The following is a 22,304-nucleotide window of genomic DNA, read 5'->3' as shown; positions in this document are numbered from 1 at the left end:
TAAATGTCAGTTTTTTCAGCTATTTCGCCGAACGCAGCCAGCCGTGGAGATGGTTGACGACGGCGTCGGTCAGGTTTTTGGCAGCACCGGGCGCATAGGGGGACACGGTGGTTTCATACCCGCCATATTTGATTTCGTCCTCGGCGAGGAGGTAGCCCAGCCAGCCGTTGGTATAGCCAAAGTAAAAAGTGTAGGGGAAGGGCGATTGGCTGCGGACGTCGTTTGAGATCTCGCAGAACAATTCCAACGGCGCACTCCAGATCGCAATGTCTTCATTGATTTTCAAAAAACGAACGGGCAGTTTCACGAGGTTTTCGCCGGTTTTCGTAGTCCGGGTATACTTTTCCAGATCAGCCGGCCAGCCGAGGTCCTTTTTGCGCGGTGTCTCGACGGTGATGCCGCCGAATCGCAGCGTCACTTCCGCGGTACCGGCAGCGATGGTTTTATTCGCATCGATGATCTTTTCCCCAAGCATGGCCTTGAACTGGTTCAGCCGCCCCGCCTGAGGATTGGGGTAAACGCTGTAAATCGGTGCGATGTTACCGGCAGCCCCATTGATAAACAGCAGCGGAGCTCCTGTTTTCTGTTCGACATATTCGGATACGACACCCGGCGCATCACCGCTGATTTCCAGATTTTGTCCGCTCATGACAGTTCCGTGTATGGCATAGTTGGCTATGAGCGCCATGAGGCTTCCGTCGGTTCTTTCCAGCCGGAGCAGGCCAATGGCGCGGTCGACAGGGCCGTCGGGGTTCATTCCCAGACTGGTTTTGCCATCCACTTCCCTGGCCCTGCGATTAATATTGGCATTCGAATGGCCCCAACCGGCCGCAATGCGGGCCGGGGCGAGCTTGCGCCGGGCTTCGGCTATGCCGTCAACGATCCGCTGTTCCACGAGGTTGGTATAAGGCACGTCGAAATCATGCTTGTACCGTTCGCCCAGAAATACCGCCGGGAGGCCGGGAGGGCCCACTTCCGGCGCGGAATGCGTATGCGTGGCCGACCACCAAACCTGCATGGGATCGATTTTGAACTCTTTTTGAAGCCTCTCGGCGAGTTTATCGTATTGGGATGGCGAAATCAGGCAGATGTCCGTCGATATAATAAAAAACTGGCTGCGCCCGTCGTCCATCGCAACGATGCGGTGATAGATTTTGTCGTGGACGCCGGTTGATTTCCGCGCCTGGTAACCGAGCAGCATTTGCGGCGTGCCGGGTGTAATGTCGATTTTAACGACCGAGGCTTTGAAGCCCTGCGCCGGGACGCGGGCATTCATCATCAGCAAAAACAAAATGATTATGGCCGAAAGGCGGACAGGAAGAAATGTGACAATGGATTGGGCGGCGCCGGCTGCCTGGTTATGCTTTTTCATCGCTGGTTATTTTGCGTTTTTAATGAAGGCAAGTAAATCGGCCATTTGCTGCTGATCGATCGACGCTTCGAGCCCTACCGGCATGCTCGACATGCCCAGTGTTTTCAGTGATTTGATGTCCTTGCGGGCGATTACCCGTTTTTGCCCGCCATAGTTGGAAAGTGTAAGGGCGGAGGGTGTTTCGCTCGATATCAGTCCCTGTACCGATTCGCCGGAGCTGAGTTCGACCTGCCAGAGGTCGTAACCGTCGGCAATGGAAAAATTCGGGTCGAGGATGTCGCCCATGATCGATTCGGGGCGGCGGTTGCGGATCGTACCGAGGTCGGGGCCGAATGCCACGCCACCGGTACCACCGATCTGGTGGCACACTGAGCAATTTTGATCGAAAACGGTTTTGCCTGCCTGAGCGTTTCCCGACAGGGCCATAACGCCTTTGTAGGCTTGTTTTACCGTTTCGCGCTGACCTTCTTTTTGCGTCAGCAGCTGTCGGGCGCGGTTGCGGAGCGCCTCGTTATGCTGTGCCATCAGCGAAACGCTGCGGGGCCATCCAATGCTCGCACGGTCTATCTTGCCTTGTTCGAGGCCATCGAGCAGGAGCGTAATGCGTTTTTCGCCGGCAGTAAAGAACCCGATCGCCGATTCCCGTACATCGGGCGTCAGCGACGGCCATCTTTCCAGAAGCAGCAGGCATACGGTTTCGTCGGGTATCGCGCCCAGGGTTTTCAACGCAGCCATTTGTACAGGGCGCGGTTCGCTCGGTACCACCAGTTTTTTCAGCATTTCCGTATGTTCGGCAGGATTTTCGAAGGAAAGAAACTGAATGGCTTCCGTCCGTTTTTCGATGGCTGCGTTTTTGTTCGACGCCGTTTGCAGGGCGGTCTTAATGGCCGCCCGGGTTTCGGGACCGGCAGGGAGGCCGGTTTTTCGCAGCAGAAGCATGCTTGCTTGCCTTACGTCCGCCTTCGGGTTTTTAAATGCCGCATCGAGCAATAGCGCCTTTTCGGCTGTGAGTGCGCTAAGGTCTGTTTTTTTGTTCAGACTTTCGGCTAATCCGCGTAATACCGGTGCCTGCCAGCCATGAACCGCCGCGGGCCCCAATGCCTTCCGTATAAACGAGCGTATCGCCGCGGCGTCGCCACGCACGCCCGTCAATGTGCTCAGGCGCTGCACGAGGGAGGCATAAGCTTCGTTTCCGGCTTTGTAGCGTTTCAAAGTTTCTGCAAACAGGGCATCGTTCCCGTAGCTGGAAGTGAGTGCCGCAACCTGTACCCAAGGGTCGTGCAGGTCTTTGAAAAGAATGGTTTCACGGGCTTTCAACGCATCTTCCGACTGGATTTCCCCCAATGCCAGCAGTGCCTGGAAACGGACTTTCGGATTCGGATGGGTGGCGAGTGCCGTCAGTGCCGGTTTCAGCCGGGGGGAACGCGGCAGATGAAGCTCCGCAACTCTTACAGCGTTTTCGATTACGCCCGCCTCGGGATCTTTAAGCGCGCCCGCCAGATCGTCGGCATTCAGCGCTCCGAAGCCTTCGAGGGTCCATAACGCATGCAACCGCCCCTTTGGGTCGCCACCGGCGAGCATCGCCCGCAGCAGCGGCACCGCGGCCTGGTTACGACGGTCGAGCAGCAGGCGCTGTGCATTACGGCGCCACCAGATGTTCCCGTCGGCCAGCTTCGCGATCAGCCCGGCGTCGGTCATCGCATCGAGGCCGACGTTTTCGGACCATGTCGCCCGGGGTGTACCTTTGGGCGCAACGCGGTAAATGCGGCCCATGTCGCGGCCATTGTAAAGCGCTCCCGATTTTATCACATTGTCGGCCATCCATTCGGGGTGTTCGATAATCTGTCGGTAATAGTCCACGACATACAAGGCGCCATCGGGGCCGATATACATATTTACCGGCCTGAACCAGGAATCGGTCGAAGCGAGAAATTCTTTCTTGTCAAATAGGCGGCTCGCCGTAAAACTCGCGCCTTTGTCCCGGATAACGTCGGCATGTACCAGATTGCTGACCGGTTCGGCCACAAATGCCACGCTGTCGTAGGGAGCCGGAAACAATCCGCCCTGGTAGCTGGTTATACCGCAGGCGGAAGTAAAAACGCCGACATCGGTGAGTAGCTGGTGGAGCGGGTTTTTAGTAATGGGAAATACCTCCGGGGAATGGTCCGACAACGTTTGCGTCACCTGTGAAACCAGCAGATCGGGGTTTCGCAGAAGGTAACGGTTGGCGATTACTTCGTGATAACCCGGATTCGCATTGCTTACGAGCAGGTAACGTCCCCATCGATCGAACGTGTGGCCAAACTGCGTGTAGCTGCTCAATACTTCCAGCCCCTTTGTGTCGGGACGGAAACGTACGCCTCGCCCCAGGCCATTTTCAGGTAACCGGGGGCTATCCGCCATTTTTGGGTATAAGATTTCCCCGCCGCGATCGCCGAATTCCTTTTGAAACGTTTTGGTGGTCACAGCAGGCTCATGGCCGAGATATATCCAGTTATCGATACCCAGGATCGGGTTGTTGAAGTTGTGCTGCGGGTTTGACATCGCGAAGCCCGTCAGGAGTGTGTCACGGGTATCCGCCCGGCCGTCGCCGTCTTTGTCTTCCAGATAAAGCACATTGGGCGGATCGGTGACGAGCACGCCTTTCTTCCAGCGCATAATGCCCGTCGGAAGCACCAGATTCTCGGCGAAAACGACGGATTTGTCCATTTTTCCGTCACCATCGGCATCGCGCAGGATGCGGACTTTGCCGGTACCGCTTTTGTCGAGCGGATAGCCGTGCATTTCGACCACGTACATGAGCCCGTTCTCGTCGATTTCCATTGCTACCGGGTCCGAGATCATCGGTTCGCTTGCAACCATTTCAATCTGGAAACCTTCGGGAAGCTCGAAAGTGGCAAGCGCGTCTTCCGGCTTCACCTCGCGGGAATATTCATTTGTCCGCTCTGTCGCCGCAACGAAAATGCCGCAGCAAATCGCCACACCCGCCAAAATGCGTATCAGTTTGGTATTTTTCATTGGTAAATACTCGCTTGTTTTTGAGCCATGCGTCCGACCATCCGATCGGACGCATGAGGGTTCGGAATGTCAGTAATTCGGGTTCTGGGTAAGCTTTGTATTCTGGTTCAAGGCCGACTGCGGGATCGGGAAAAGGTAATTTTTCTCGGGATAAAATGTGCGTGAACCGTCGGGCGCGGCAATTACCGTATACACCCACTTGCCGCCAACCTGATCGATGCGTATGCCATGCAGCGTTCCGTTCAGGTTTTTTTCGGCCGCTTTCAGCCTGATCAGGTCATACCACCGCTTTTCCTCGAATGCGAGCTCGACCCTCCGTTCGCGCTGGATCGCGACACGCATCTGCGCCTGCGAGAGGCCTGCTTTCAATGCGGGTAGCTCGGAACGTGCCCTTACCTTGTTGACGGCTTCATATACCGACGCGTCCGGCCCGGATGCCTCGTTCCGGGCTTCCGCATAGCTGAGCAGGACCTCGGCGTAACGGAAAATGATAAAGTTGGCGCTACTCAGCATGTGATTGCCGTTCACCGCATATTTCGGGTCCAGCCCTTTGCGAAGATAATAGCCGGTGTTCGTAGCTTCGTTGGTATTACTTAAATCCGTTGCATTCCGGCTACCAACCCCTTGTTTCATTACCATTTCACTACCCAGCCATGTCGAACCATCATAGATAATAGACTGGTAAAACCGCTTTTCCCGGTTTACATAAGGCTTTTGAAGGTCGTAGCCCGATTGCGGATCGGAGATAGGCAGGCCATTGGCCATGGCATATTCGTCGACGAGCTCCTGCGTGGGATCCACACCGCCGTAAGCACGCTGCACGCCGCCGACGATCCAGGGGCCCTGCAAGCCCTCTCTGCCTGCGCCCAAAGCCGTTCCGCCCAGGTACTGTTTCGCAAAAATGACCTCCTGATTATTATTATTGCCCTCATAAAACATCGTTTCGTAATCGGGGAAAAGGCTGTGGGAACCGAGATCGATCACCTGTTTGTTGGTAGCGGCGGCGGCTTCCCACCGGACTTTTTCATTCGACGGGTTCTTCAACGGACTGGCATGGAACAGCTCGCACCAGCCTTTGAGCGTCAGCGCAGCAACCCTGGAAACTCTGCCGGCTTCGGCTTTCAGCGGGAGGTCGGGCGCAATGGCGGCGCATTCGTCGACAATGAATTTGTAGGTCTCTTCATCGGTGTTTCGGGGCCTGAAAATGTTTTCACCCTGCGTGTTCTGGTTGAGGGTATTGGTAATGATCGGTACGCCGCCGTGATAAGTCCATAACAACTGGTAGTAGTAAGCCCGCAGGAAGCGGGCTTCCGCCAGCCGCAGTTTTTTCCAGGTCTCGTCCAGGGCGGATGCGGTTACCTTTTCGATGAAGAGGTTGGCTTTGCGGATATTTGCATACTGTGCCCAGTTGTTGGGAGTGTTGCTGGCAGTGTACACCGAATTGGCATACAACACCCGGCTCGGCTGTCCGTTTACGCCGTTCATGGCGTTGTCGGTGAAGTTTTCGACCGGATCGAATGTGTTGAATGGACCGGGAAGGCCGGAATAGACGTTGTTCAGGAACAGATCGGCAGTCCTGGTGTCGGCCCACACGCCCTCGTCCGGGATCTGGTCGGTGGGGGTCACATCGAGGAATTTGTTGCATGCAAGACAGCATCCCGTCAAAATCATCATCAGCAGGTGCCGTGTCAGGATAGAAGCGATTTTCGGTTTCATTTCGGGATAGGTGTTAGAATGTAACATTGACGCCGATTGCCATTACTTTTTGCTGCGGATAATTGCGGCCGTTGACCTCGCTCACTTCCGGGTCGAAATTGCGCATTTTCGTCCAGGTCAGAATGTTTTGCCCGGATACATAAATGCGGGCATCTTTCATCCGGATCTTCTCACAAACCGGCTGCGGCAATCTGAACGCGAGCGTGGCACTTTTCAGGCGCAGGTACGAGGCATTGCCCATCCAGAAGGACGACCGCTGCGTGTTGTTAGTCGTCGGGGCGGCGGTGATCCTCGGATTGCGCGCGTTGGGGTTTTCGGGCGTCCAGTAATCCAGGTTGTCTTCCAATGCACCCATACCATTGAAAAATGCCCAGGCGGCGTCGTTCTGGTAATAAAAGTTCGTTTTGGCCGCGCCCTGGAAAAGGAGGTCGAGCGAAAAGGACCTGTATTGTGCGGCCGGGGCAATGCCATAAATGATCCTCGGTGTCGCCACGGCATCGCCGATGCGCGTCAGGTCGTCGTCATTGATCTTCCCGTCACGGTTGATGTCCTCGTAACGGATGTCGCCCGGCTGGACTTTGCCCCACGGCTGTATCGCAATACCGGGTTTAAGGTTGCCGCTCTCGTCAAAATCGCTCAACTGAAAGAATCCCAGCGATTTAAACCCGAATTGCGTTCCCAATGGCTTTCCGGTAAGCCTGCGGTTCGGATTATCGTAAGTGGCCGATGCCTCAAATACCTGCAGCAGCGAATTGACGGCATAGGTGAAGCTCCCGGAGAGTGAAACGCGCAGGTCTTTGGAAATGCGCCGCGAAGATCCCACCGACAGGTCGACCCCCTTGTTTTGCATAATGCCCGCATTGACCTGACTGAGCCCGATGCCATATTCCGCAGGCACGATCACGTCGGGGTTTACCAGCATATTGGAGCGTTTTTCGTAAAAGAAGTCCGCCTCTACATTCAGCAAGCCTCTCCACAGGCTGGCTTCGATACCGACGTCGGTCTTTTTGGCCCTTTCCCAGGTAATGTTCGGGTTGGGCTCGTTGCGCTCCCGTACCGCCTGCACGGCCGATCCGCCCAGCACATATGCGGGGCCGGCAACGCCGTAAGTGCTCATATACTGGAATGCGCTTCCCGCCAATGCGCCCACCTCGCCATACGAGCCGCGCAATTTCAGGTTGTCGATCCAGTTGAAGTTGTTTTTGATAAACCCTTCTTCCGATAAGCGCCAGCCGAGCGAGAAGGCGGGGAAAAAACCGAAACGGTTCTCCGGGGCGAAATAGTAGCTTCCATCGTAGCGCCCGCTGGCTTCGACAAGGTATTTGTCCGCATAATCGTACGTGGCCCGGTATACGAGCCCCACCTGCCTGGCCTGGGCCGACGAGCCGCTCGTAGTCATATCGGCCTGACTAGAACTGCCCATGTTGATCTCGTCGATATTCAGATTATAGTTGCGCCGTGAGGCTCCGAGCAGGGAAGAAGAGTTGGCTTTGGCCTCAAAAACGCCGAGCAGACTGATCCCGTTTTACCGAACGTTTTCTGGTAATTAAGGCTGGCCTGGTAGGTAAGCTGCTGGTTGAGGTTGTAAACCTGGTTGAGGGACGACTGGGTTTGCCCGAAAATACCGTCGGTGATCACATAGGGCCTCGTAGCGGTATTGATGGTGGCCAAATGTACGGGCGTGGTCCAGGTTTTGTCCATCACCTGGCTGGGATCGTAGGCGATGGTTCCCTTGGCTTTCAGGCCGGGCAGGAATGGAAGTTCCTGTTCTACCGATATTTGGGAGAAAAGACTGCTGGTATTGACGCGCTGGTAGCCGCTGTTGTAAATGCTTCCGGTAACGTAAGTGCCGTTCATACCATTGCTGAAAAGCAGCGGCCCGTTAGCCGGGTGCGCATAGCCGATCAGCTCGAAAATCCGGGAAGTGCCAATGGAAGGATAGCTCGATTTCTGAATGCGGCCGTTGACGCTGAAAAACAGTCTGGTGGTCCTGGTAGCCTGTGCTTCGAGATTGATCGCCAGGTTGAAACGGCGGTTGTTGGTCGACGGCCACATTCCCGCCTGTGACTGGTAGCCGAGGGCCGTATAATAGCGGATCCGCTCGGCACCTCCGGATACCTCGATATTGTGGGTGGTCAAAACGGCATTCCTGTTTACCAGCTCGTCCACGACGTTTTCGGTCGGATAGGCGTCGTTATCGGACCGGTCGCGAAACTTTTGCAGGGCTTCGTCGGAATAGGGCAACGGCAGTCCGGCGTATCGGGCCGCTGCGTTTTTGAGGGTTGCAAAATCGTAGCCGTAAAGGTATTTGGGCATAGCCGTAGGGTTTTGAAAGCCAACGTAGCCGTTATACGTTAACGACGGCGCGCCTGTTTTGCCACTTTTAGTCGTAACCAGTACAACCCCGTTGGCACCGGCTACACCATAGGGCGCTACCGCCGCGGCGTCTTTCAATACCGTGAAGCTTTCGATGGTGTTGGGATCGAGCTGCTGAAAGCTGCGGGGAATCCCGTCGACGATCAGCAACGGCTGGTTTCCGCCGGTAGACGACACTCCCCGGATGTAAATGTTGGAGCCATCGCGCCCGGGTTCACCGGAGCCCTGTTTAACGATAACCCCCGCCACGCGCCCGGCCAGCCCGTTGCTGAGGTTGGTAATCGGTACGGCGGCGATTTCCTCTCCCTTCAACGTCGAAACGGCTGCTGTAACGGATGTTTTCTTTTGTGTGCCATACCCGATTACTACCACTTCTCCCAGCGCTTTCGAATCGGTTTTAAGGGAAACGGTAAGCCTGGTTTCCGAACCGATCGTAACCTCCTGGCTCTGATAGCCTACGAAGCTGAATACCAATGTAGTATGTTCGTCTCCCAAAGTAAGGCTGAATGCGCCCGAGTCGTTGGCAATGGCACCCTGGCTCGTTCCTTTGATCATAATGCTGACGCCGGGCAGCGGACTGCCTTTGTCGTCGGTCACGGTACCCTCGATCCGGCGGTCGGCCGGAAAGCCGGCTTTTTCCGATCGTTCAGGGACAGGTTTCACAACCTGGTTCAGGATAATCTGACGACCCGAGACATCGTAGCCGATGTCCAGCGGCTCGAACAGCTGTTTCAAAACAAGCGCCAGCGTCGCGTTTTCCACCGAGATGGAAACCGGGCGGCTGGCCTGTATCAGATGCGGACTGTAAGAAAAGCGTACGTCGGTCGCATCCTCGATTTCTTTCAGCACCGACTTGATTTTTTTGTCCTTCACGTGCAGGGTAAGCCGGCGGCTTAGCAGCTCCTGTGCGGACAAATCATTCGCCCAGCTGACACCGAGAAAGGCGCATGACAGAAAGATCTGAACCAACGATATTTTCATACATTGGAATAGTAAAACTCTGGGTTGTTTCATACTTTTGAGCGTTTTTGTTCGTGTTGGTAAAAATTCGGGCAAAAATTTCCCGGCGGTCCGGCGGACCGTTCATCGGGACAACCGGCCAACGATGGAGCAAGCATCGTTGGCTTTTTTTGCAGAGAAGCAGGTATTTTATTTATGCATAGGCCGGGTTCGGGTTATGTTTTATAATGGGTTCAGTTGATTTTGCATCCGGCGGAATTAATGATGATCTGCGCTTCCACGATCTCATAATCCGCATTGATGGACCGGCAGATAATATCCAGTTTTTCCTGAAGAGTTTCCCGCGCCAGATCGGCCGTGAGGTAACAGTGTTCCAGAATTTCCCGGCTGTAAACGATTTCGACGCCGTAGGCCCGGGCAATGTCGTCGAGTACCTGCGCGACACGCTGCTCGTCGTAGATGAAACTGGCCGTGCCGGAAGCAATGACCGACGGGTTGCTGACAAGCGCCTTGTTGAACTGGCCCGTCCGGCGCACGAACACCACCTGCTGGTTTGGTGCCAGCAATACTCCCGAATGCGTGGCGGCGGTCGGTTTGCTGGCCGCTTTTCGTTCATATACAGATACTTGTCCGCTGATCACGCTTACCGTTACATCACGGTCATGATCAAACGCGCTGACCTCGAACTTCGTCCCGAGCACTTTGGTCACCACCTCTCCGGAATATACGAGAAACGGTTTACGGGGATTCCGCGACACATCGAAGACCGCGTGGCCGGAGAGCCAGGTGGGGCGGTTGGCGAGACCGTAGTTTTTCGGAAAGCTGATCCGGCTGCCAGGTGAGAGCGTTACTTTGCTGCTGTCGGGCAGCGTGAACGTTTCGGGGCTACCGCCGCGGTTCGCCCATTCCTTCATCCCGCGGGGCATTCCGCCGACCTTTTCCGCATATGATCCCCGACGGACGGACGATGTTTTCAAAAACCAGAAACTCCCGCCGACCAACGCGATCACGATGGACGCGGCGACGGCTACCCGGGTTAAGGAGCGCGTTCCTAAAAAACGAGGCCGGTTGTGCATACGGTTCGTAGCCTGAATCCGGGCGAGAAGCTCCGCTTCGGCTTCCTCGGATAGGTAGGTGCGCGCATAGTCGCTTAGCCCGAGCACCACGGCTTCGACCAGGCGGCGAGCCTCCTGCCACTCGGATTCCTTGTCGGGATGCGCGGCCAGCCAGGCGTCCCAGAATTGCCGCGAAGCGCTGTCGGGTTTGAAATAATATGACAAAAACCGGTCGTCTACGGCAAAGTCGACGGTCCCGAACGCTGTGTAATCTGGATTCACAAGTTTTTGGCGATTGTTTGCCAGTAGATAACATTGTCTGGCGAATCATACTCAGAAGCGGATGAAAATTTTTTTAGGTAGTCGAATGACGATATAAAAGTTGCCCGTTACAGCCAGCCACGCAGCTTTTCCAATGCCCGGAAAACCAGGTTCCGGGCCGATTGCCGGTTTACCGAAAGCATTTCCCCGATTTCACCGTAGTCGAGATTTTCGACGAAGCGAAGGCGAATGGCCTCCTGCTGGCGGTGGGGCAGGAGGTCAACCAGCCTGCCGAGACGTTCCGTCCGGCTTCTGGATTCTTCCCCCAGAATAAGGATGTCCTCCGCCGAAGGCTCCGGCCACAGGTCGTCAAATTCGCTTTCAGAAAAGCCCGTATAAGACTTCTCCTTCCTGTTCAGTAAATGTAATATCCTTATTTTGAGTGCTTTCAAGAGGTAATGCCGGACATTGTCGGGAATAGAAAGCCGCGTCCGGCGGATCCATATTTCGGTGAAAACATCGTGGATACAGTCCAGGACAAATGCCTCCGAAACAGACACCAGGCTAAGCCCGTACCGGTACATTGCCCGCACATGGCGGTGATAAAGGCTGGTATACGCGTCTTCGTCTCCATCCTGAAAAGCCCTCCAAAGTTCCTGTTCGCTGTTCATGTTGTGGCACGGTAGCTGGTAATACTGCTCAAAGATGCGGATTGACTATGTTCTGCAAGGGTGAAGTGAAATTTAACAAAATTCATGAAAATCCGGAGGTAATCCCGGAGCCGCTAATTGCTCCGCCGTGACACGCAGTGGCGGTAAATTCGGACAGTGACGGTACGATGATCCGCTTTGGCAGGATTCATCCCTTAAATTGTCGTTTTCACACCGTCTCAAATCCTGACGCAGCCTGCAATTTTGTATTGTCATTAAAATTCAAAACTAAAATCCAGACAGCGTTATGAAAAATTTATTCGAAACACCTCATTTCCTTAAATCATTTTTAGTGGTTGTTATACTGTTCGCCGCGTTCAGGGCAAACGGGCAACAATCCAAACCAGCCGACAGTGGCTACGCGCCCGTTAACGGCGTTAAAGTTTATTACGAAGTATATGGCCAGGGCAAGCCTTTGGTTTTACTGCATGGTGCTTTCATGACAATCGATCTCAACTGGGGACAATTGATTCCCGAACTATCGAAAACCAGAAAAGTAATTGCCATCGAATTGCAAGGCCACGGACACACACCGTTTTCGGACCGGAAATTATCGCACGCTGTTTTGGCAAGCGATGTGGAAGGAGTAATGGATTATTTAAAAGTTGACAGCGCCGATGTAGCTGGATACAGTTTTGGCGGTTCCGTGGCTTATCAGTTCGCGATACAAAGCCCCAGGCGGGTAAGAAAATTGGTTATCATTTCTGCTGCCTACAAAAGTGAAGGCTGGTTGCCGGAAGTCAACAACGGGTTTAAAACAATGAAGCCCGAGCTCTTTGCGAATACGCCAATGAAAACTGCATACGATGCGGTGGCGCCCGACAAAACAAAATGGACGAATTTCCTTGAACAAATGATCGCTTACGCGGTGGTACCATTTAACCTCGGCGATTCCAATGTCTCGAAAATTTCCGCTCCCGTATTAATCATATCCGGCGATAACGACGGGCTGGACAAAATCGAGCTGGCAAAAACATATCAGCTGCTGGGAGGGGGGCGTATGTGCTGATTTCGGGGTGATGCCGAAATCGCAGCTGGCTGTGGTTCCGTCGCAAGGGCATGTCAGCCTGATGATGCAGACAACAACGATTTTGGACTATCTGAACAGCTTTTTGAAGTAACCTGCCGGGGCGTATCCATTGGGAAAGCGTTGTCCGGGCCGTCGTGTCACACATTAGCGGGAGAGGTAAGCGTTGTAAATGTCGTAATTCTCGGTGTCGAAGCATACAAAAACGACTTTTTCGATGGTGCGGGCAGTTTCCAGAAAATCGGACACAGTGTCAATGGCGATTCGGGCAGCGGCAGGCTTGGGAAACCTGTAAACGCCTGTGCTGATATTCGGGAATGAAATCGTGCGGATATTGTTCTCTACGGCCAGTTCGAGGCTGTTGCGGTAAGCGGATGCCAGTAAGACATGCTCGTTGTTGTCGCCGCCTTTCCACACAGGCCCGACCGTATGAATTACAAACCTGGCCGGCAAATTGCCGGCGGTGGTTATCACCGCTTCGCCGACTTTACAACCGCCTTGCCTGTCCCTGATCTTCCGGCATTCTTCCAGTATCGCGCTGCCGCCGGCGCGATGGATGGCACCATCGACCCCGCCTCCGCCCAGCAACGATGTATTTGCCGCATTGACGATGGCATCGACTTGAATTTTGGTGATATCGCCTTGTATTACTTCTATCATGGGTTTTGTGAGTTTAGGTAGGGCTGGACCGCCGGGTCCAATGCATGGTTATTAACTTTTTTTACATTAGCCGATCGGATGATGTGAATGTAAAAAGATATTTAAAAATTATTCGTGCGAAATGCCGCTTGCCGATCGGCAAGCGGCATTTCGCCATTTTATGGAATTGTATCCCGTTAAACGATGAAATTCCTTTTGGTTACAACCGGGCATTTTCATTATGTTTGGAATTGAATGTCCACCTCTATATGAAAAAACTCTGCCTTCTCTTTGTATTAACTTTTAGTTCCTGTTTTTCTCTTTTAGCTCAGTCCCCGTCCATCGCGATTACTTATCCGGAAACGGCCTGCCTGAATGCGGTTCAAAAAATACAGGTAAGGATTAACGGCAAATATAATGCCGACAATAAGTTTACGGTTCAAATCAGAAAAGGCGATAACCTGCCTGTGGTTTCGGAAATCCCCGGGCAACTGGTGGATGGCAAAATCGAAGTAATGCATTCCGATTCCAGCCTTTCGATTCGATCCTGGCGCCGGGCAAGTTTGGTGCGGATAACGAATTTCAAATCCAGGGCTACGCGGATTGCTGCAATTTCACAACACTGAGAACCGTGCGTGCGGGCGGGACATATAAAGTGAAAATTCCCGCAAGCAGGAATGGCAATATCTATTTGTCGGCTATGAAAGTGGTGTCTAAGAACCCGTTTCTGACGAGTGAAACCTACGAGTTCGGCGTGGATTCACCGCTGACGGACTTTGCGGTTACCCCCGCGGGTACGAAGGAGCAGCCGGTCATGCTGGCCGACAATGGGGAATGGTCCGTGAACTTCACGGCCAAAGGCGGCGGGGCATCGTCGCTGGTTTACTCCGACGGCACCACCGACCATACCCTTGTTTTCGAAGAGCCCCATCAAGCCGTTATCCCCATCAACGGCTTGCCTGGTACTACCACGGTTTATACGCTCGAATCCATGATCAATAGCTGCGGGACGCAGCCGGCAAATCTGTCGACCTACATCACAGTACTGCCGTACAAGATCAACGTTATGAGTTTCGACTTTACGACCAACCGGTTTTGTGCCGGTAACCAGATCCGCGTACCATTCTCCATTTCCAATGGAAGTGCCGGTAATGCCACATTCAGCATGGAACTGTCGCGTGCCGATGAGCTCAATTTCCGGACGATCGCAAACGGCGGGCGTTCCAATGTCATTAGTGGTACGCTCCCCGCAGATCTCAACGATGGAAATTATAAAATTCGCATCGTGTCCTCCGACGGTGTCATTTCCAATACCGCCGACTTTTTCGTAGGTGTGTTGCCGGGCGCTAGCATTTCGAGCGATTTACCACAGCCGATCACCATTCCGGAGAGTGGCTACGTCGAACTCGACGTAAGTTTTACGGGGACTTATACGAGGTCACTACCCGCGACTCGTTATGTTGAAACCGTTATATTTGACTACTCCCGAACACCTGGAAAAGCCGAACATGGAAATCCTGCCGACTGCCGCCTACTTAGGGACCAGCTCAACAAGGTGCCTGTCGAATGGCATCTGGATTAGTCTTACTTCCTATACAGAGGAAAATCTTCCCAATGTGGCCCTGCATGCGCATGCCAACCCGCATATAACGATGCTGCTGGCGGGTGCGACACTCGAAAAAAGGCAGGGAAGCGAATGCTATCGCAAGGCGGGGGAGGCGGTATTCTTTCATGCCGGTGAACCGCACCAAAACAGCAAGACTGTGCCCGGGTCGCGTAATTTCAACATCGAATTTGCGCCGGAGTTTTTTGAAACATATGATGTCAAAGAGGAAAACATCGACGACGCCATTAACAACAATCCCCTTGCCGAACTGGAATTGCTGAGGGCTTACCGGCAATCGCTGCACCCTGAACACTTTACGGGCGATTCGATTACAACGGTAATTTTCGGCCTGCTCGATGCCGGCGTGAAGGTTTGCACCCGGCCGCCGGGATGGATCCTGCAAATCACCGAACTGTTGCACGACCGCTGGAACGAACATTTGGGCCTGCTAGCGCTGTCCAGGGAAATAGGGGTCCATCCGGTAACGATATCCCGATATTTTCCGAGGTATTTCGGTTGTACATTAAGCGACTACATGTTGAAGCTCAGGGTTAAGAAAACGCTCGCGATGATCAAAAACACACCCTATCAGCTGACGCACATCGCGCACGAATCCGGGTTTGCCGACCAGGCGCATTTTACCCGCGCTTTCAAGCAAATCACAGGATTTTTACCCAAGGAATACCGGGCAATGTAGCAGGCTAATCTGATTCAATTTTGCTGGTCGAAACGGGAGGAACTTTGCTTTCAAACCAATCGACCAGCATATGTTACGAATCACGTCAGTCCGGGTTTATGTTAGCATAATAGTTTCCATCCTATGCTTTCAACCGGCATTACCGCAAAGCTTGCCACCGAAGGAAGTGGAAGCGGCCATCAGCGTTATGGCCGAAACCATCGATACCGCCTATGTTTTTTCCGAAAAGGGGCGAAAAATAGCACAACATCTCAAAACGGTTCACGGCCAGGGCAGGTTTAACAACGCTAAAAGCTGGAATGAGCTGGCCGAGGCCATCTCAAAGAGCCTGCAACAGTTTAGCAACGACGGACACTTGTATGTCCGGTACGACCCGAAGACCGTTAAGGGCTTGCAAAACCCCCCGGCAAAATCGCTCCGATTCTACGACTCCAAACAGCAGATATAATCCCTTTTTCGACTCGAAGGAAGCCGTTGAACGGAATTTCGGCTTTCGTGAAGTAAAAGTCCTGGAAGACAACATCGGCTACCTTAAAATTTCGGAAATCAATATCTCGGCCAAAAGTCTGCCCATCTTGTTTGCAGCAATGCGTTTTGTAGCCAACAGCAAGGCGCTGGTTATCGATTTGCAAAACAATGGGGGCGGGGGCAGCGCCGTCGGCAGCGTTCTCGAAAGCTTCTTTCTTCCTGCACAGACATCTTTGCTGGAATTCAAAACGAGAAACGGAAGCAGTCGCAGCGATATGACGGTCGACTGGCTGCTGGAACCCCGCTATGAAAAACCTTTGTACATATTAGTTAACCGGCACACCGCCTCGGCCGCGGAGGCATTTGCGTTTGCATTGCAAAAACATGGTCGTGCAAAAATCGTCGGACAGCGTTCCGCCGGCGCCGCATTTATGAACTCGTGGTACCCGGTCAATCAGCACCTGTTTATTTCCGTTTCCACCGGCGCACCCACACGTCCCGGTACAGGCGAGACCTGGGAAGGGACCGGCATTCAGCCTGATTACGTCGTCGCCGAAGGTGCCGGGCTGGACACCGTTGCGGGGTTATTGAAGTAAGAAGAAAGGCGATCCGGGCCGGCCGGTCAAAAATTTGCCCGGTACCAATAATCTGGCACCGCGGAAATCGCCGACTGGCCGGACTTCGAATAGCCGGTCAGCGATTCGTGTAATGCAATGTAACGACGCCGGAGCCAAGCGTTTTCGACTCCTGCAATTTCAATTTGCTCATCTGCGTATTGCTGTCGAACAAACTGATCCCTTTTCCCAATATCACCGGGTGAAGGCTCAGTTTGTACTCGTCTATCAGTCCGAGATTCATCAGGCTTTTGGCAAGCCCCGGGCTCCCGAATATCACGAGGTCTTTGCCGGGCTGTTGTTTCAGCTTGTTTACCTCCTCCTCCACGTTGCTTTTGATCAATGTGGTATTATTCCAGTAGGCACTGGTCAGGGTTGTCGAGAAAACTATTTTGGGGATATCCTGCACCCATCGCGCATGCTGAAGTGCGTGCCTGCTTGCGTTCGGGTTGTTCAGGACGGTAGGCCAGTAGCCTTCCATTAAATGGTAGGTGTTTTTGCCATATACCGGAGCACCGACGGTTTTGACCAGCTCCTCGGCGAATTGTTGCAGCTCATCGTTGTAAGACAGGAAATCGAGGCCACCATTTATGTCACCGGCAAAACCGTCGAGGGACATGTGCGCAAATAAAACCAGCTTTCTCATTTTGATAGTATTTTGTTTGTTTTGAATTATAATTTCCAATGTACAAAACTATCGCCGGCACAAAGGACTATTTATAGGGTTTAGTGACAATCAAAGGGGGGGTATGATGCCAACTATTTGAAAACTTGTTATGAAGCATATTTCGATCATCGTACCGTTGGGGCAAAGCAGCCTCGTCAACATCGAGGGCAGTCTGCAGATTTTATCGGAGGTCAATGTAATCAGGCAGAAAAAAGGGCAGGGCCCGCTCTTCCGGATCCAGCTGGTAGGATTGGCACATCAGGTACCGCAGCGGAATGGCCTGTTCACCATCGCACCCGACGTACTGATAACGGACGTCGGCAAAACCGACCTGATCATCATTCCTTCCATGCAAGGCGACCAGGCGGAAGCGGCCGAAATGAATAAGGATTTCATTCCATGGATAATCCGGCAGTACAACCAGGGTGCGGAAGTCGCCGGCCTCTGTATCGGGGCTTTCCTGCTCGCGGCCACCGGCTTACTGGACGGGAAGCCCTGCACCACCCATTGGATGCTGGCCGACGAATTCAAAAGAACGTATCCCAAAGCCAATCTGATCCCTTCAAAGATTATCTCGGACCAGGACGGCTTGTACACCAGCGGAGGCGCATTCTCGTACCTGAACCTGCTGGTACACCTGATCGAGAAATATGCGGGCCGCGAAATGGCCGTCCGGATTGCCAAGAGTTTTGTGATCGATATCGATAAGCCGAGCCAGTCGCCCTTTATTATTTTCGAAGGGCAAAAAGACCATATCGACGAAGACGTTAAAAATGCACAGAATTTCATCGAGCAGAATTACCTCGATAAAATCACCATCGACCAACTGGCCGACAGGTTCGCGATCAGCAGGCGGAGCCTTCAACGCCGTTTCCTGAAATTCACCAACAATACCGTGAATGAATATGTACAGCGGGTGAAAGTAGAAGCCGCGAAAAGAAAGCTGGAATCCGGCAAGATGAATGTGAGCGAAGTGATGTACGAAGTGGGCTATACCGACACAAAAACTTTCCGCGATGTATTCAAAAAGATCACAGGCCTCACGCCCGCCGACTATCGTAACAAATACAACAGGCAAGCGGTCCTGGATTAGAAGGGGACTGAATGTGGGTGAATTTTAGCGGGATTGACTCACCGTACCGGAATCGACTAGAGTGAGGCAATGTCGAATAATGGCAAGTGCCCGACGATGCGCGGCATGAAAATCGGGCTTGCCGTTCGTCTTCTGAAATGTGCTGTCTGTCTCCAAAAGTTGACACATCTGTGGCAAACGAATATACTTGCCGGTACTTTCAGCGTCGCATCCCGTTCGTTCTTACTTCAACTCCATTTTTCACGCCATGAAAATCGTGTACGAACGCGTGCTTACTGCTTTGATGCAGGTCGCTTTACTTTTTCTGATCGCCTGTTCCAAAGACAGGCGGCCCGATCCCGAGCCTCAGCCTGTGCCGGATCAAACGGTGCGGAAATCCGGGCATTTGATCCGGGAAATCCATTGGGAGACATTTGACTACAAAGCCTCGATTAACTATCGGGCCGACAGCGCCATAGACTACATCCGTTATTCGGCCTCCAACGGCCGAACCGAACTGAAAACGCACCAATATGAGGGGCTAATACTCTCCGGCATCGATGTGGCAGGTTCTTTGTCGAAGAAGGTCTATGCGTATGACAGTAAAGGCAGGCTTAAAACGGTCCAACTGGTGAAAAAGAATGCGGGACCCTATGACAACGCGCAGAAGCTCGTTTTCCTTTACGACGATGCGGGCGTCGTCCAGAAGCTGGAACGCTACCAGATCACGCCCGCGGGCACCCGGCTGGACGTCGTGCACCACTATGAATATGACAAAGCCGGCGAGCTCGTTCAAATACGCACGGAGCAATCGAACGGTTATCAGACGCTTACTACTCTTAAAGCCTATTCTGCGGAGTTCGACTACGATCCCTGGATTTTTATCGACGACTTTGCGAACCCGGATTACGCCGTATACAATTTTCCCGTATTGTATGCTATGAAGGGGCGGCTGCCACTCAGGCTCACTTACAAAGTGCCCGGCAAGGAGGGTACATTCAAAACGGACCGGATCACAACGCAGGAGTTTCAGATAAAAGACAAAAAATTACAACGATTGAAAATAACCGTCCGCTATCCCGAATATCCCCAGGCAGGCAACGAGTCTGAAATCAGTTTCAGGTATTGAGGTTCAGCCGGAGGCGCTGTGAATCAAATTTTAATGCTTGCCGATTTCCTCCGCCAGCCCGATAAGAATGCCTTCCACACCCCTGATATAGCAGAGCTTGTACGAGTTCTCATATTGAACTATTTCGCCAACCAACCGGGCGCCATGCCTGGAAAGCCTGGCCACCATTTCATCGATGTCCGCCACGGCGAACATGACCCGGAGGTACCCGAACGCATTCACCGGTGCGTTCCGATGATCCGATGCTATGGGAGGAGCGAGGAATTTCGATAATTCGAGCCGGCTGTGACCATCCGGGGTAACCATCATGGCGATTTCTACACGCTGTGAGGTCAGACCCGTCACACGTCCGGACCATTCCCCTTCGATTGTTGCCCGTCCTTCGAGATTCATTCCAAGTTCTGTAAAAAACGAAATGGCATCGTCCAGGGACTCCACGACGATGCCGATATTGTCCATTCTCAGTAGTTTGTTGCCGGTCATGTGTTTATCTGTTTAATTCAGAAACTTTTGTAGCCAAACCAGGTCAAAATATCCGCCATTTTTATACCCGGTGAAATATTGACTAAGATATTTGATATTTTCAAACTTCTAAGCGGCAAGCAGTGCGGTTCGTAAGCCGGGCTTGTAATCTGATGCGAATTCTTTAAAGCTTTCTGGTAAACGAATTGTCCCGATCGATTGCTGAGGCTTTTTGAATATCAGCCGTGTCTCTTTTGCCGTGAGCTAATTTGTTGCAGCTGTTATGTGAAAACAAAGCCTGACATTGCTGCCAGGCTTTGTTTTAATCTTCGCTTCCCGATGATTTCAGCTTTGACGGTGTTGCCGGGATAAGCGCCCGACGATGTTAAATATGTCCGATCGCGCCGGCCGACTCGGGGAAGGATCGCAGGATTTCGGCTACGAGACTCTTTGCATTCTCGTCGGGAGAATCCTTTTTGCGTGCTTGTTTTACCTCGCCGGAAAGCCATCCCTGCCAGATCATCCGGTCGGTATCGGCCTGGTAGATGTTCACGATCAGCCTGCCTTCCTGATAATTGTAAGTGCTCACGTCGTACATCGGAGGAAACCACCACCAGCGATAGTAAGGATAATTGCTTCGGATTTCCTGACGGTCGCGTACATCCATTTTGAATCTCACGACAATCTGCGGCCGTTTCTCGTCGAGCACGTATCCCTTGGCTTTCATCGCGTCGATTACGGCGTTAGCCATTCTCCGTTGATTGAGTTCGCTGCCCAGTACCGGGTCGTTAGCAACTCCTTTTTCGGCCTCTACCTTAAAGGTGCTGAAATTTTTGAGGTTGACGGAAGGATCACGGTCAAAACCAACCTGTGGTCCGCGACTGCAGGCCGCGATCGTTAGCGCTATAAAAAACGTCGCTGCCCACAACTGCCATTTCAAGAACTCGGTTTTCATAACACTATTAACGGTTTTATCCGGCCCGGTCAGGACCGGGGTGAATTCATAGTTTGTTATGGCTGAAATTTGCCGTCAGCAAGAACGCAAAATGAGGAAATTTAGTTGCAATTTTCGCAAAAATGAAGGTGTTAAAACGCGCGTGGCGTAGTACTGCGGCCGACCGGCTAATGGCAACATTCTTCACCGCCGCCGTGCCCGGTTTTCGGGCAGGGAGACGGTGAAAAACACCCGCATATTGTCGCACTTACACCGCATGGGTGCGCTTCGTCGTGCCTAATTTGACAAAAATTAAACGACAAAAAAATGAGGAAGATCAGAATTTTCGAGCATATCTCGCTTGACGGTGTGATAGAACACGACGGAGACTATGCTTATGGCGCCTGGACAACGCCGTACAGAAGCCCCGCCGGGGCGGCAATGCTATTGGAGGCCTACGGGCCGAACTTCGACCTGCTGCTTGCCCGGCACACGTACGATATATTTAGTGGTTTTTGGCCCAATGCCGGAGATTTTCCAATGGCAAATGCTATCAACGCGGCAACGAAATACATCGTCACCCATAGGCCCGGCAGTCTCGAATGGGGGCCGGTGGCGAGTTTGAGCGGGGACGTTACGGAGGCCATTCGCAAACTTAAGTCTACGGAAGGCCCCGACCTCATCGTGGTAGGAAGTTCGACGCTGACGCCGGTGTTGCTCGATCAGGAACTGGCCGACGAGGTGGTGCTCATTACCTACCCGGTTTTGCTGGGCAAGGGAAAACGCCTGTTGTCCGACAGTGTCGACGCCCGCGAGCTGGCTTTTGTTGATTCCAGGACCACGCCCACGGGTCTGCTGATCAATACCTACAAGCACCTTGGCTCCCTGAAGAAATCATCCTGAGAGATACCTGTCGCCGGTTGACGATTGCACAACGATTTATAAAAAGCGCGTTAATATCAATGTTATTTATCTCCAAATCCAGATAGTTATGACAATCGAGCAAATTGCAACTCGTTTGGCGGATTATTGCCGTAAAGAACAATTTACCCAGGCCCTGGAAGAGTTGTATGCGGATAACGCAGTGAGCACCGAACCATTCGAATTTCCCGGCTTCGATAAAGAAACCAAAGGCCTGAAAGCCATGACGGCTAAGGACAGGAAGTTTAGCGCCATGGTGGAATCCCGGCATGGCACCACCGTTTCCGAGCCCTTAATTGCCGGCAATTCGTTTTGCTTCGTCCTGACGATGGACATGAAAATGAAAAACCGGGATCGTGAGAAACTAACCGAACTCTGCGTGTACACCGTGGCGGACGGAAAAATTATCTCGGAGCAATTCTTCATATAATAGGCCTCCGCCGGAATTCGGGCCGGCGTGCATTCTGAGGGAGTGCACGCCGACGGAATCTTCACGAGATTTCCTTCAAATCCCTGCGTACAATATTTGCGTTTAATCTGTGACTGCCGTTTTACAAATTAGGCCTATATTTACGCAAACTCAACGTTATTCTACAATTC

20 protein-coding genes are annotated in these 22,304 nt (G+C 52.8%); 9 read left to right on the top strand and 11 right to left on the bottom strand.

The window, feature by feature from the left end; translation table 11 throughout:
* Positions 1 to 19: 19 nt before the first annotated feature.
* From ABV298_RS30525 to ABV298_RS30495, 7 genes are all read right to left on the bottom strand, one after another.
* A complete protein-coding gene (locus ABV298_RS30525; RefSeq protein ID WP_353719897.1) occupies positions 20 to 1,372 on the bottom strand; it encodes a neutral/alkaline non-lysosomal ceramidase N-terminal domain-containing protein in 1,353 nt (450 codons plus the stop codon).
* Positions 1,373 to 1,378: 6 nt separating this feature from the next.
* On the bottom strand, positions 1,379 to 4,390 hold the full coding sequence (locus ABV298_RS30520; protein WP_353719896.1) for a PVC-type heme-binding CxxCH protein: 3,012 nt from the start codon (positions 4,388 to 4,390) through the stop codon (positions 1,379 to 1,381).
* A 69-nt stretch (positions 4,391 to 4,459) separates the two neighbouring features.
* Positions 4,460 to 6,106 carry a RagB/SusD family nutrient uptake outer membrane protein gene (locus ABV298_RS30515; RefSeq protein WP_353719895.1) on the bottom strand — a complete coding sequence of 549 codons (1,647 nt, stop codon included), beginning with the start codon at positions 6,104 to 6,106 and terminating at the stop codon, positions 4,460 to 4,462.
* A 13-nt stretch (positions 6,107 to 6,119) separates the two neighbouring features.
* A complete protein-coding gene (locus tag ABV298_RS30510; RefSeq protein WP_353723273.1) occupies positions 6,120 to 7,550 on the bottom strand; it encodes a SusC/RagA family TonB-linked outer membrane protein in 1,431 nt (476 codons plus the stop codon).
* Positions 7,547 to 9,463, bottom strand: a complete 1,917-nt coding sequence (locus ABV298_RS30505; protein ID WP_353719894.1) for a SusC/RagA family TonB-linked outer membrane protein — start codon at positions 9,461 to 9,463, stop codon at positions 7,547 to 7,549. Before ABV298_RS30505 ends, ABV298_RS30510 begins: the two co-directional genes overlap by 4 nt.
* 212 nt (positions 9,464 to 9,675) lie before the next feature.
* On the bottom strand, positions 9,676 to 10,779 hold the full coding sequence (locus ABV298_RS30500) for a FecR domain-containing protein (protein ID WP_353719893.1): 1,104 nt from the start codon (positions 10,777 to 10,779) through the stop codon (positions 9,676 to 9,678).
* A gap of 107 nt (positions 10,780 to 10,886) precedes the next feature.
* Entirely contained in the window at positions 10,887 to 11,429 is a 543-nt protein-coding gene (locus ABV298_RS30495) for a sigma-70 family RNA polymerase sigma factor (protein WP_353719892.1), read from the bottom strand.
* Positions 11,430 to 11,715: 286 nt separating this feature from the next.
* On the opposite strand from ABV298_RS30495, the gene ABV298_RS30490 reads away from it, so the two are divergent.
* Entirely contained in the window at positions 11,716 to 12,477 is a 762-nt protein-coding gene (locus ABV298_RS30490) for an alpha/beta hydrolase (RefSeq protein WP_353719891.1), read from the top strand.
* A gap of 165 nt (positions 12,478 to 12,642) precedes the next feature.
* On the opposite strand, the gene ABV298_RS30485 is transcribed toward ABV298_RS30490, so the two are convergent.
* Positions 12,643 to 13,155, bottom strand: a complete 513-nt coding sequence (locus ABV298_RS30485; RefSeq protein ID WP_353719890.1) for an O-acetyl-ADP-ribose deacetylase — start codon at positions 13,153 to 13,155, stop codon at positions 12,643 to 12,645.
* Positions 13,156 to 13,789: 634 nt separating this feature from the next.
* On the opposite strand from ABV298_RS30485, the gene ABV298_RS30480 reads away from it, so the two are divergent.
* From ABV298_RS30480 to ABV298_RS30465, 4 genes are all read left to right on the top strand, one after another.
* A complete protein-coding gene (locus ABV298_RS30480) occupies positions 13,790 to 14,716 on the top strand; it encodes a hypothetical protein (RefSeq protein ID WP_353719889.1) in 927 nt (308 codons plus the stop codon).
* Positions 14,643 to 15,437 (top strand): AraC family transcriptional regulator, encoded by a 795-nt coding sequence (locus tag ABV298_RS30475; protein WP_353719888.1) that lies wholly within the window; start codon positions 14,643 to 14,645, stop codon positions 15,435 to 15,437. Before ABV298_RS30480 ends, ABV298_RS30475 begins: the two co-directional genes overlap by 74 nt.
* A 151-nt stretch (positions 15,438 to 15,588) precedes the next feature.
* Complete coding sequence (locus ABV298_RS30470; RefSeq protein WP_353719887.1) at positions 15,589 to 15,885, top strand: hypothetical protein; 297 nt, start codon at positions 15,589 to 15,591, stop codon at positions 15,883 to 15,885.
* Positions 15,797 to 16,501: a S41 family peptidase gene (locus ABV298_RS30465; protein ID WP_353719886.1), complete on the top strand. Its 705-nt coding sequence runs from the start codon at positions 15,797 to 15,799 to the stop codon at positions 16,499 to 16,501. Before ABV298_RS30470 ends, ABV298_RS30465 begins: the two co-directional genes overlap by 89 nt.
* 97 nt (positions 16,502 to 16,598) lie before the next feature.
* Here ABV298_RS30465 and ABV298_RS30460 read toward each other — a convergent pair whose 3' ends face one another.
* The gene (locus ABV298_RS30460; protein WP_353719885.1) at positions 16,599 to 17,165 is read right to left on the bottom strand and encodes a dihydrofolate reductase family protein; all 567 of its coding nucleotides are present in this window, start codon (positions 17,163 to 17,165) and stop codon (positions 16,599 to 16,601) included.
* A gap of 130 nt (positions 17,166 to 17,295) precedes the next feature.
* Here ABV298_RS30460 and ABV298_RS30455 point away from each other — a divergent pair, with 130 nt between their 5' ends.
* Both ABV298_RS30455 and ABV298_RS30450 read left to right on the top strand, forming a co-directional pair.
* The gene (locus ABV298_RS30455; protein ID WP_353719884.1) at positions 17,296 to 18,279 is read left to right on the top strand and encodes a helix-turn-helix domain-containing protein; all 984 of its coding nucleotides are present in this window, start codon (positions 17,296 to 17,298) and stop codon (positions 18,277 to 18,279) included.
* Positions 18,280 to 18,526: 247 nt separating this feature from the next.
* Positions 18,527 to 19,387: a hypothetical protein gene (locus tag ABV298_RS30450; protein ID WP_353719883.1), complete on the top strand. Its 861-nt coding sequence runs from the start codon at positions 18,527 to 18,529 to the stop codon at positions 19,385 to 19,387.
* Between the two features lie 30 nt (positions 19,388 to 19,417).
* Here ABV298_RS30450 and ABV298_RS30445 read toward each other — a convergent pair whose 3' ends face one another.
* Both ABV298_RS30445 and ABV298_RS30440 read right to left on the bottom strand, forming a co-directional pair.
* Positions 19,418 to 19,870 carry a VOC family protein gene (locus tag ABV298_RS30445; RefSeq protein ID WP_353719882.1) on the bottom strand — a complete coding sequence of 151 codons (453 nt, stop codon included), beginning with the start codon at positions 19,868 to 19,870 and terminating at the stop codon, positions 19,418 to 19,420.
* Between the two features lie 364 nt (positions 19,871 to 20,234).
* Entirely contained in the window at positions 20,235 to 20,804 is a 570-nt protein-coding gene (locus ABV298_RS30440) for a DUF4136 domain-containing protein (protein WP_353719881.1), read from the bottom strand.
* Positions 20,805 to 21,110: 306 nt separating this feature from the next.
* On the opposite strand from ABV298_RS30440, the gene ABV298_RS30435 reads away from it, so the two are divergent.
* Together ABV298_RS30435 and ABV298_RS30430 are read left to right on the top strand one after the other, a co-directional pair.
* Positions 21,111 to 21,686 carry a dihydrofolate reductase family protein gene (locus ABV298_RS30435; protein WP_353719880.1) on the top strand — a complete coding sequence of 192 codons (576 nt, stop codon included), beginning with the start codon at positions 21,111 to 21,113 and terminating at the stop codon, positions 21,684 to 21,686.
* Between the two features lie 88 nt (positions 21,687 to 21,774).
* Positions 21,775 to 22,134: a nuclear transport factor 2 family protein gene (locus ABV298_RS30430; RefSeq protein WP_353719879.1), complete on the top strand. Its 360-nt coding sequence runs from the start codon at positions 21,775 to 21,777 to the stop codon at positions 22,132 to 22,134.
* Positions 22,135 to 22,304 lie beyond the last annotated feature (170 nt).

Source organism: Dyadobacter sp. 676 (genome assembly GCF_040448675.1).
In the GTDB taxonomy this organism is placed as follows: Bacteria; Bacteroidota; Bacteroidia; order Cytophagales; family Spirosomataceae; genus Dyadobacter.
The sequence above is the reverse complement of the archived record's forward strand: the minus strand, read 5'-3'. Positions and strand labels throughout refer to the sequence as shown.

Coding starts and splice junctions, on each gene's coding strand:
- ABV298_RS30525 (WP_353719897.1), bottom strand. CDS start 1,372: ATGAAAAAGCATAACCAGGCAGCCGGCGCCGCCCAATCCATTGTCACA.
- ABV298_RS30520 (WP_353719896.1), bottom strand. CDS start 4,390: ATGAAAAATACCAAACTGATACGCATTTTGGCGGGTGTGGCGATTTGC.
- ABV298_RS30515 (WP_353719895.1), bottom strand. CDS start 6,106: ATGAAACCGAAAATCGCTTCTATCCTGACACGGCACCTGCTGATGATG.
- ABV298_RS30505 (WP_353719894.1), bottom strand. CDS start 9,463: ATGAAAATATCGTTGGTTCAGATCTTTCTGTCATGCGCCTTTCTCGGT.
- ABV298_RS30495 (WP_353719892.1), bottom strand. CDS start 11,429: ATGAACAGCGAACAGGAACTTTGGAGGGCTTTTCAGGATGGAGACGAA.
- ABV298_RS30490 (WP_353719891.1), top strand. CDS start 11,716: ATGAAAAATTTATTCGAAACACCTCATTTCCTTAAATCATTTTTAGTG.
- ABV298_RS30485 (WP_353719890.1), bottom strand. CDS start 13,155: ATGATAGAAGTAATACAAGGCGATATCACCAAAATTCAAGTCGATGCC.
- ABV298_RS30475 (WP_353719888.1), top strand. CDS start 14,643: ATGGAAATCCTGCCGACTGCCGCCTACTTAGGGACCAGCTCAACAAGG.
- ABV298_RS30465 (WP_353719886.1), top strand. CDS start 15,797: ATGTCCGGTACGACCCGAAGACCGTTAAGGGCTTGCAAAACCCCCCGG.
- ABV298_RS30460 (WP_353719885.1), bottom strand. CDS start 17,165: ATGAGAAAGCTGGTTTTATTTGCGCACATGTCCCTCGACGGTTTTGCC.
- ABV298_RS30455 (WP_353719884.1), top strand. CDS start 17,296: ATGAAGCATATTTCGATCATCGTACCGTTGGGGCAAAGCAGCCTCGTC.
- ABV298_RS30450 (WP_353719883.1), top strand. CDS start 18,527: ATGAAAATCGTGTACGAACGCGTGCTTACTGCTTTGATGCAGGTCGCT.
- ABV298_RS30445 (WP_353719882.1), bottom strand. CDS start 19,870: ATGACCGGCAACAAACTACTGAGAATGGACAATATCGGCATCGTCGTG.
- ABV298_RS30440 (WP_353719881.1), bottom strand. CDS start 20,804: ATGAAAACCGAGTTCTTGAAATGGCAGTTGTGGGCAGCGACGTTTTTT.
- ABV298_RS30435 (WP_353719880.1), top strand. CDS start 21,111: ATGAGGAAGATCAGAATTTTCGAGCATATCTCGCTTGACGGTGTGATA.
- ABV298_RS30430 (WP_353719879.1), top strand. CDS start 21,775: ATGACAATCGAGCAAATTGCAACTCGTTTGGCGGATTATTGCCGTAAA.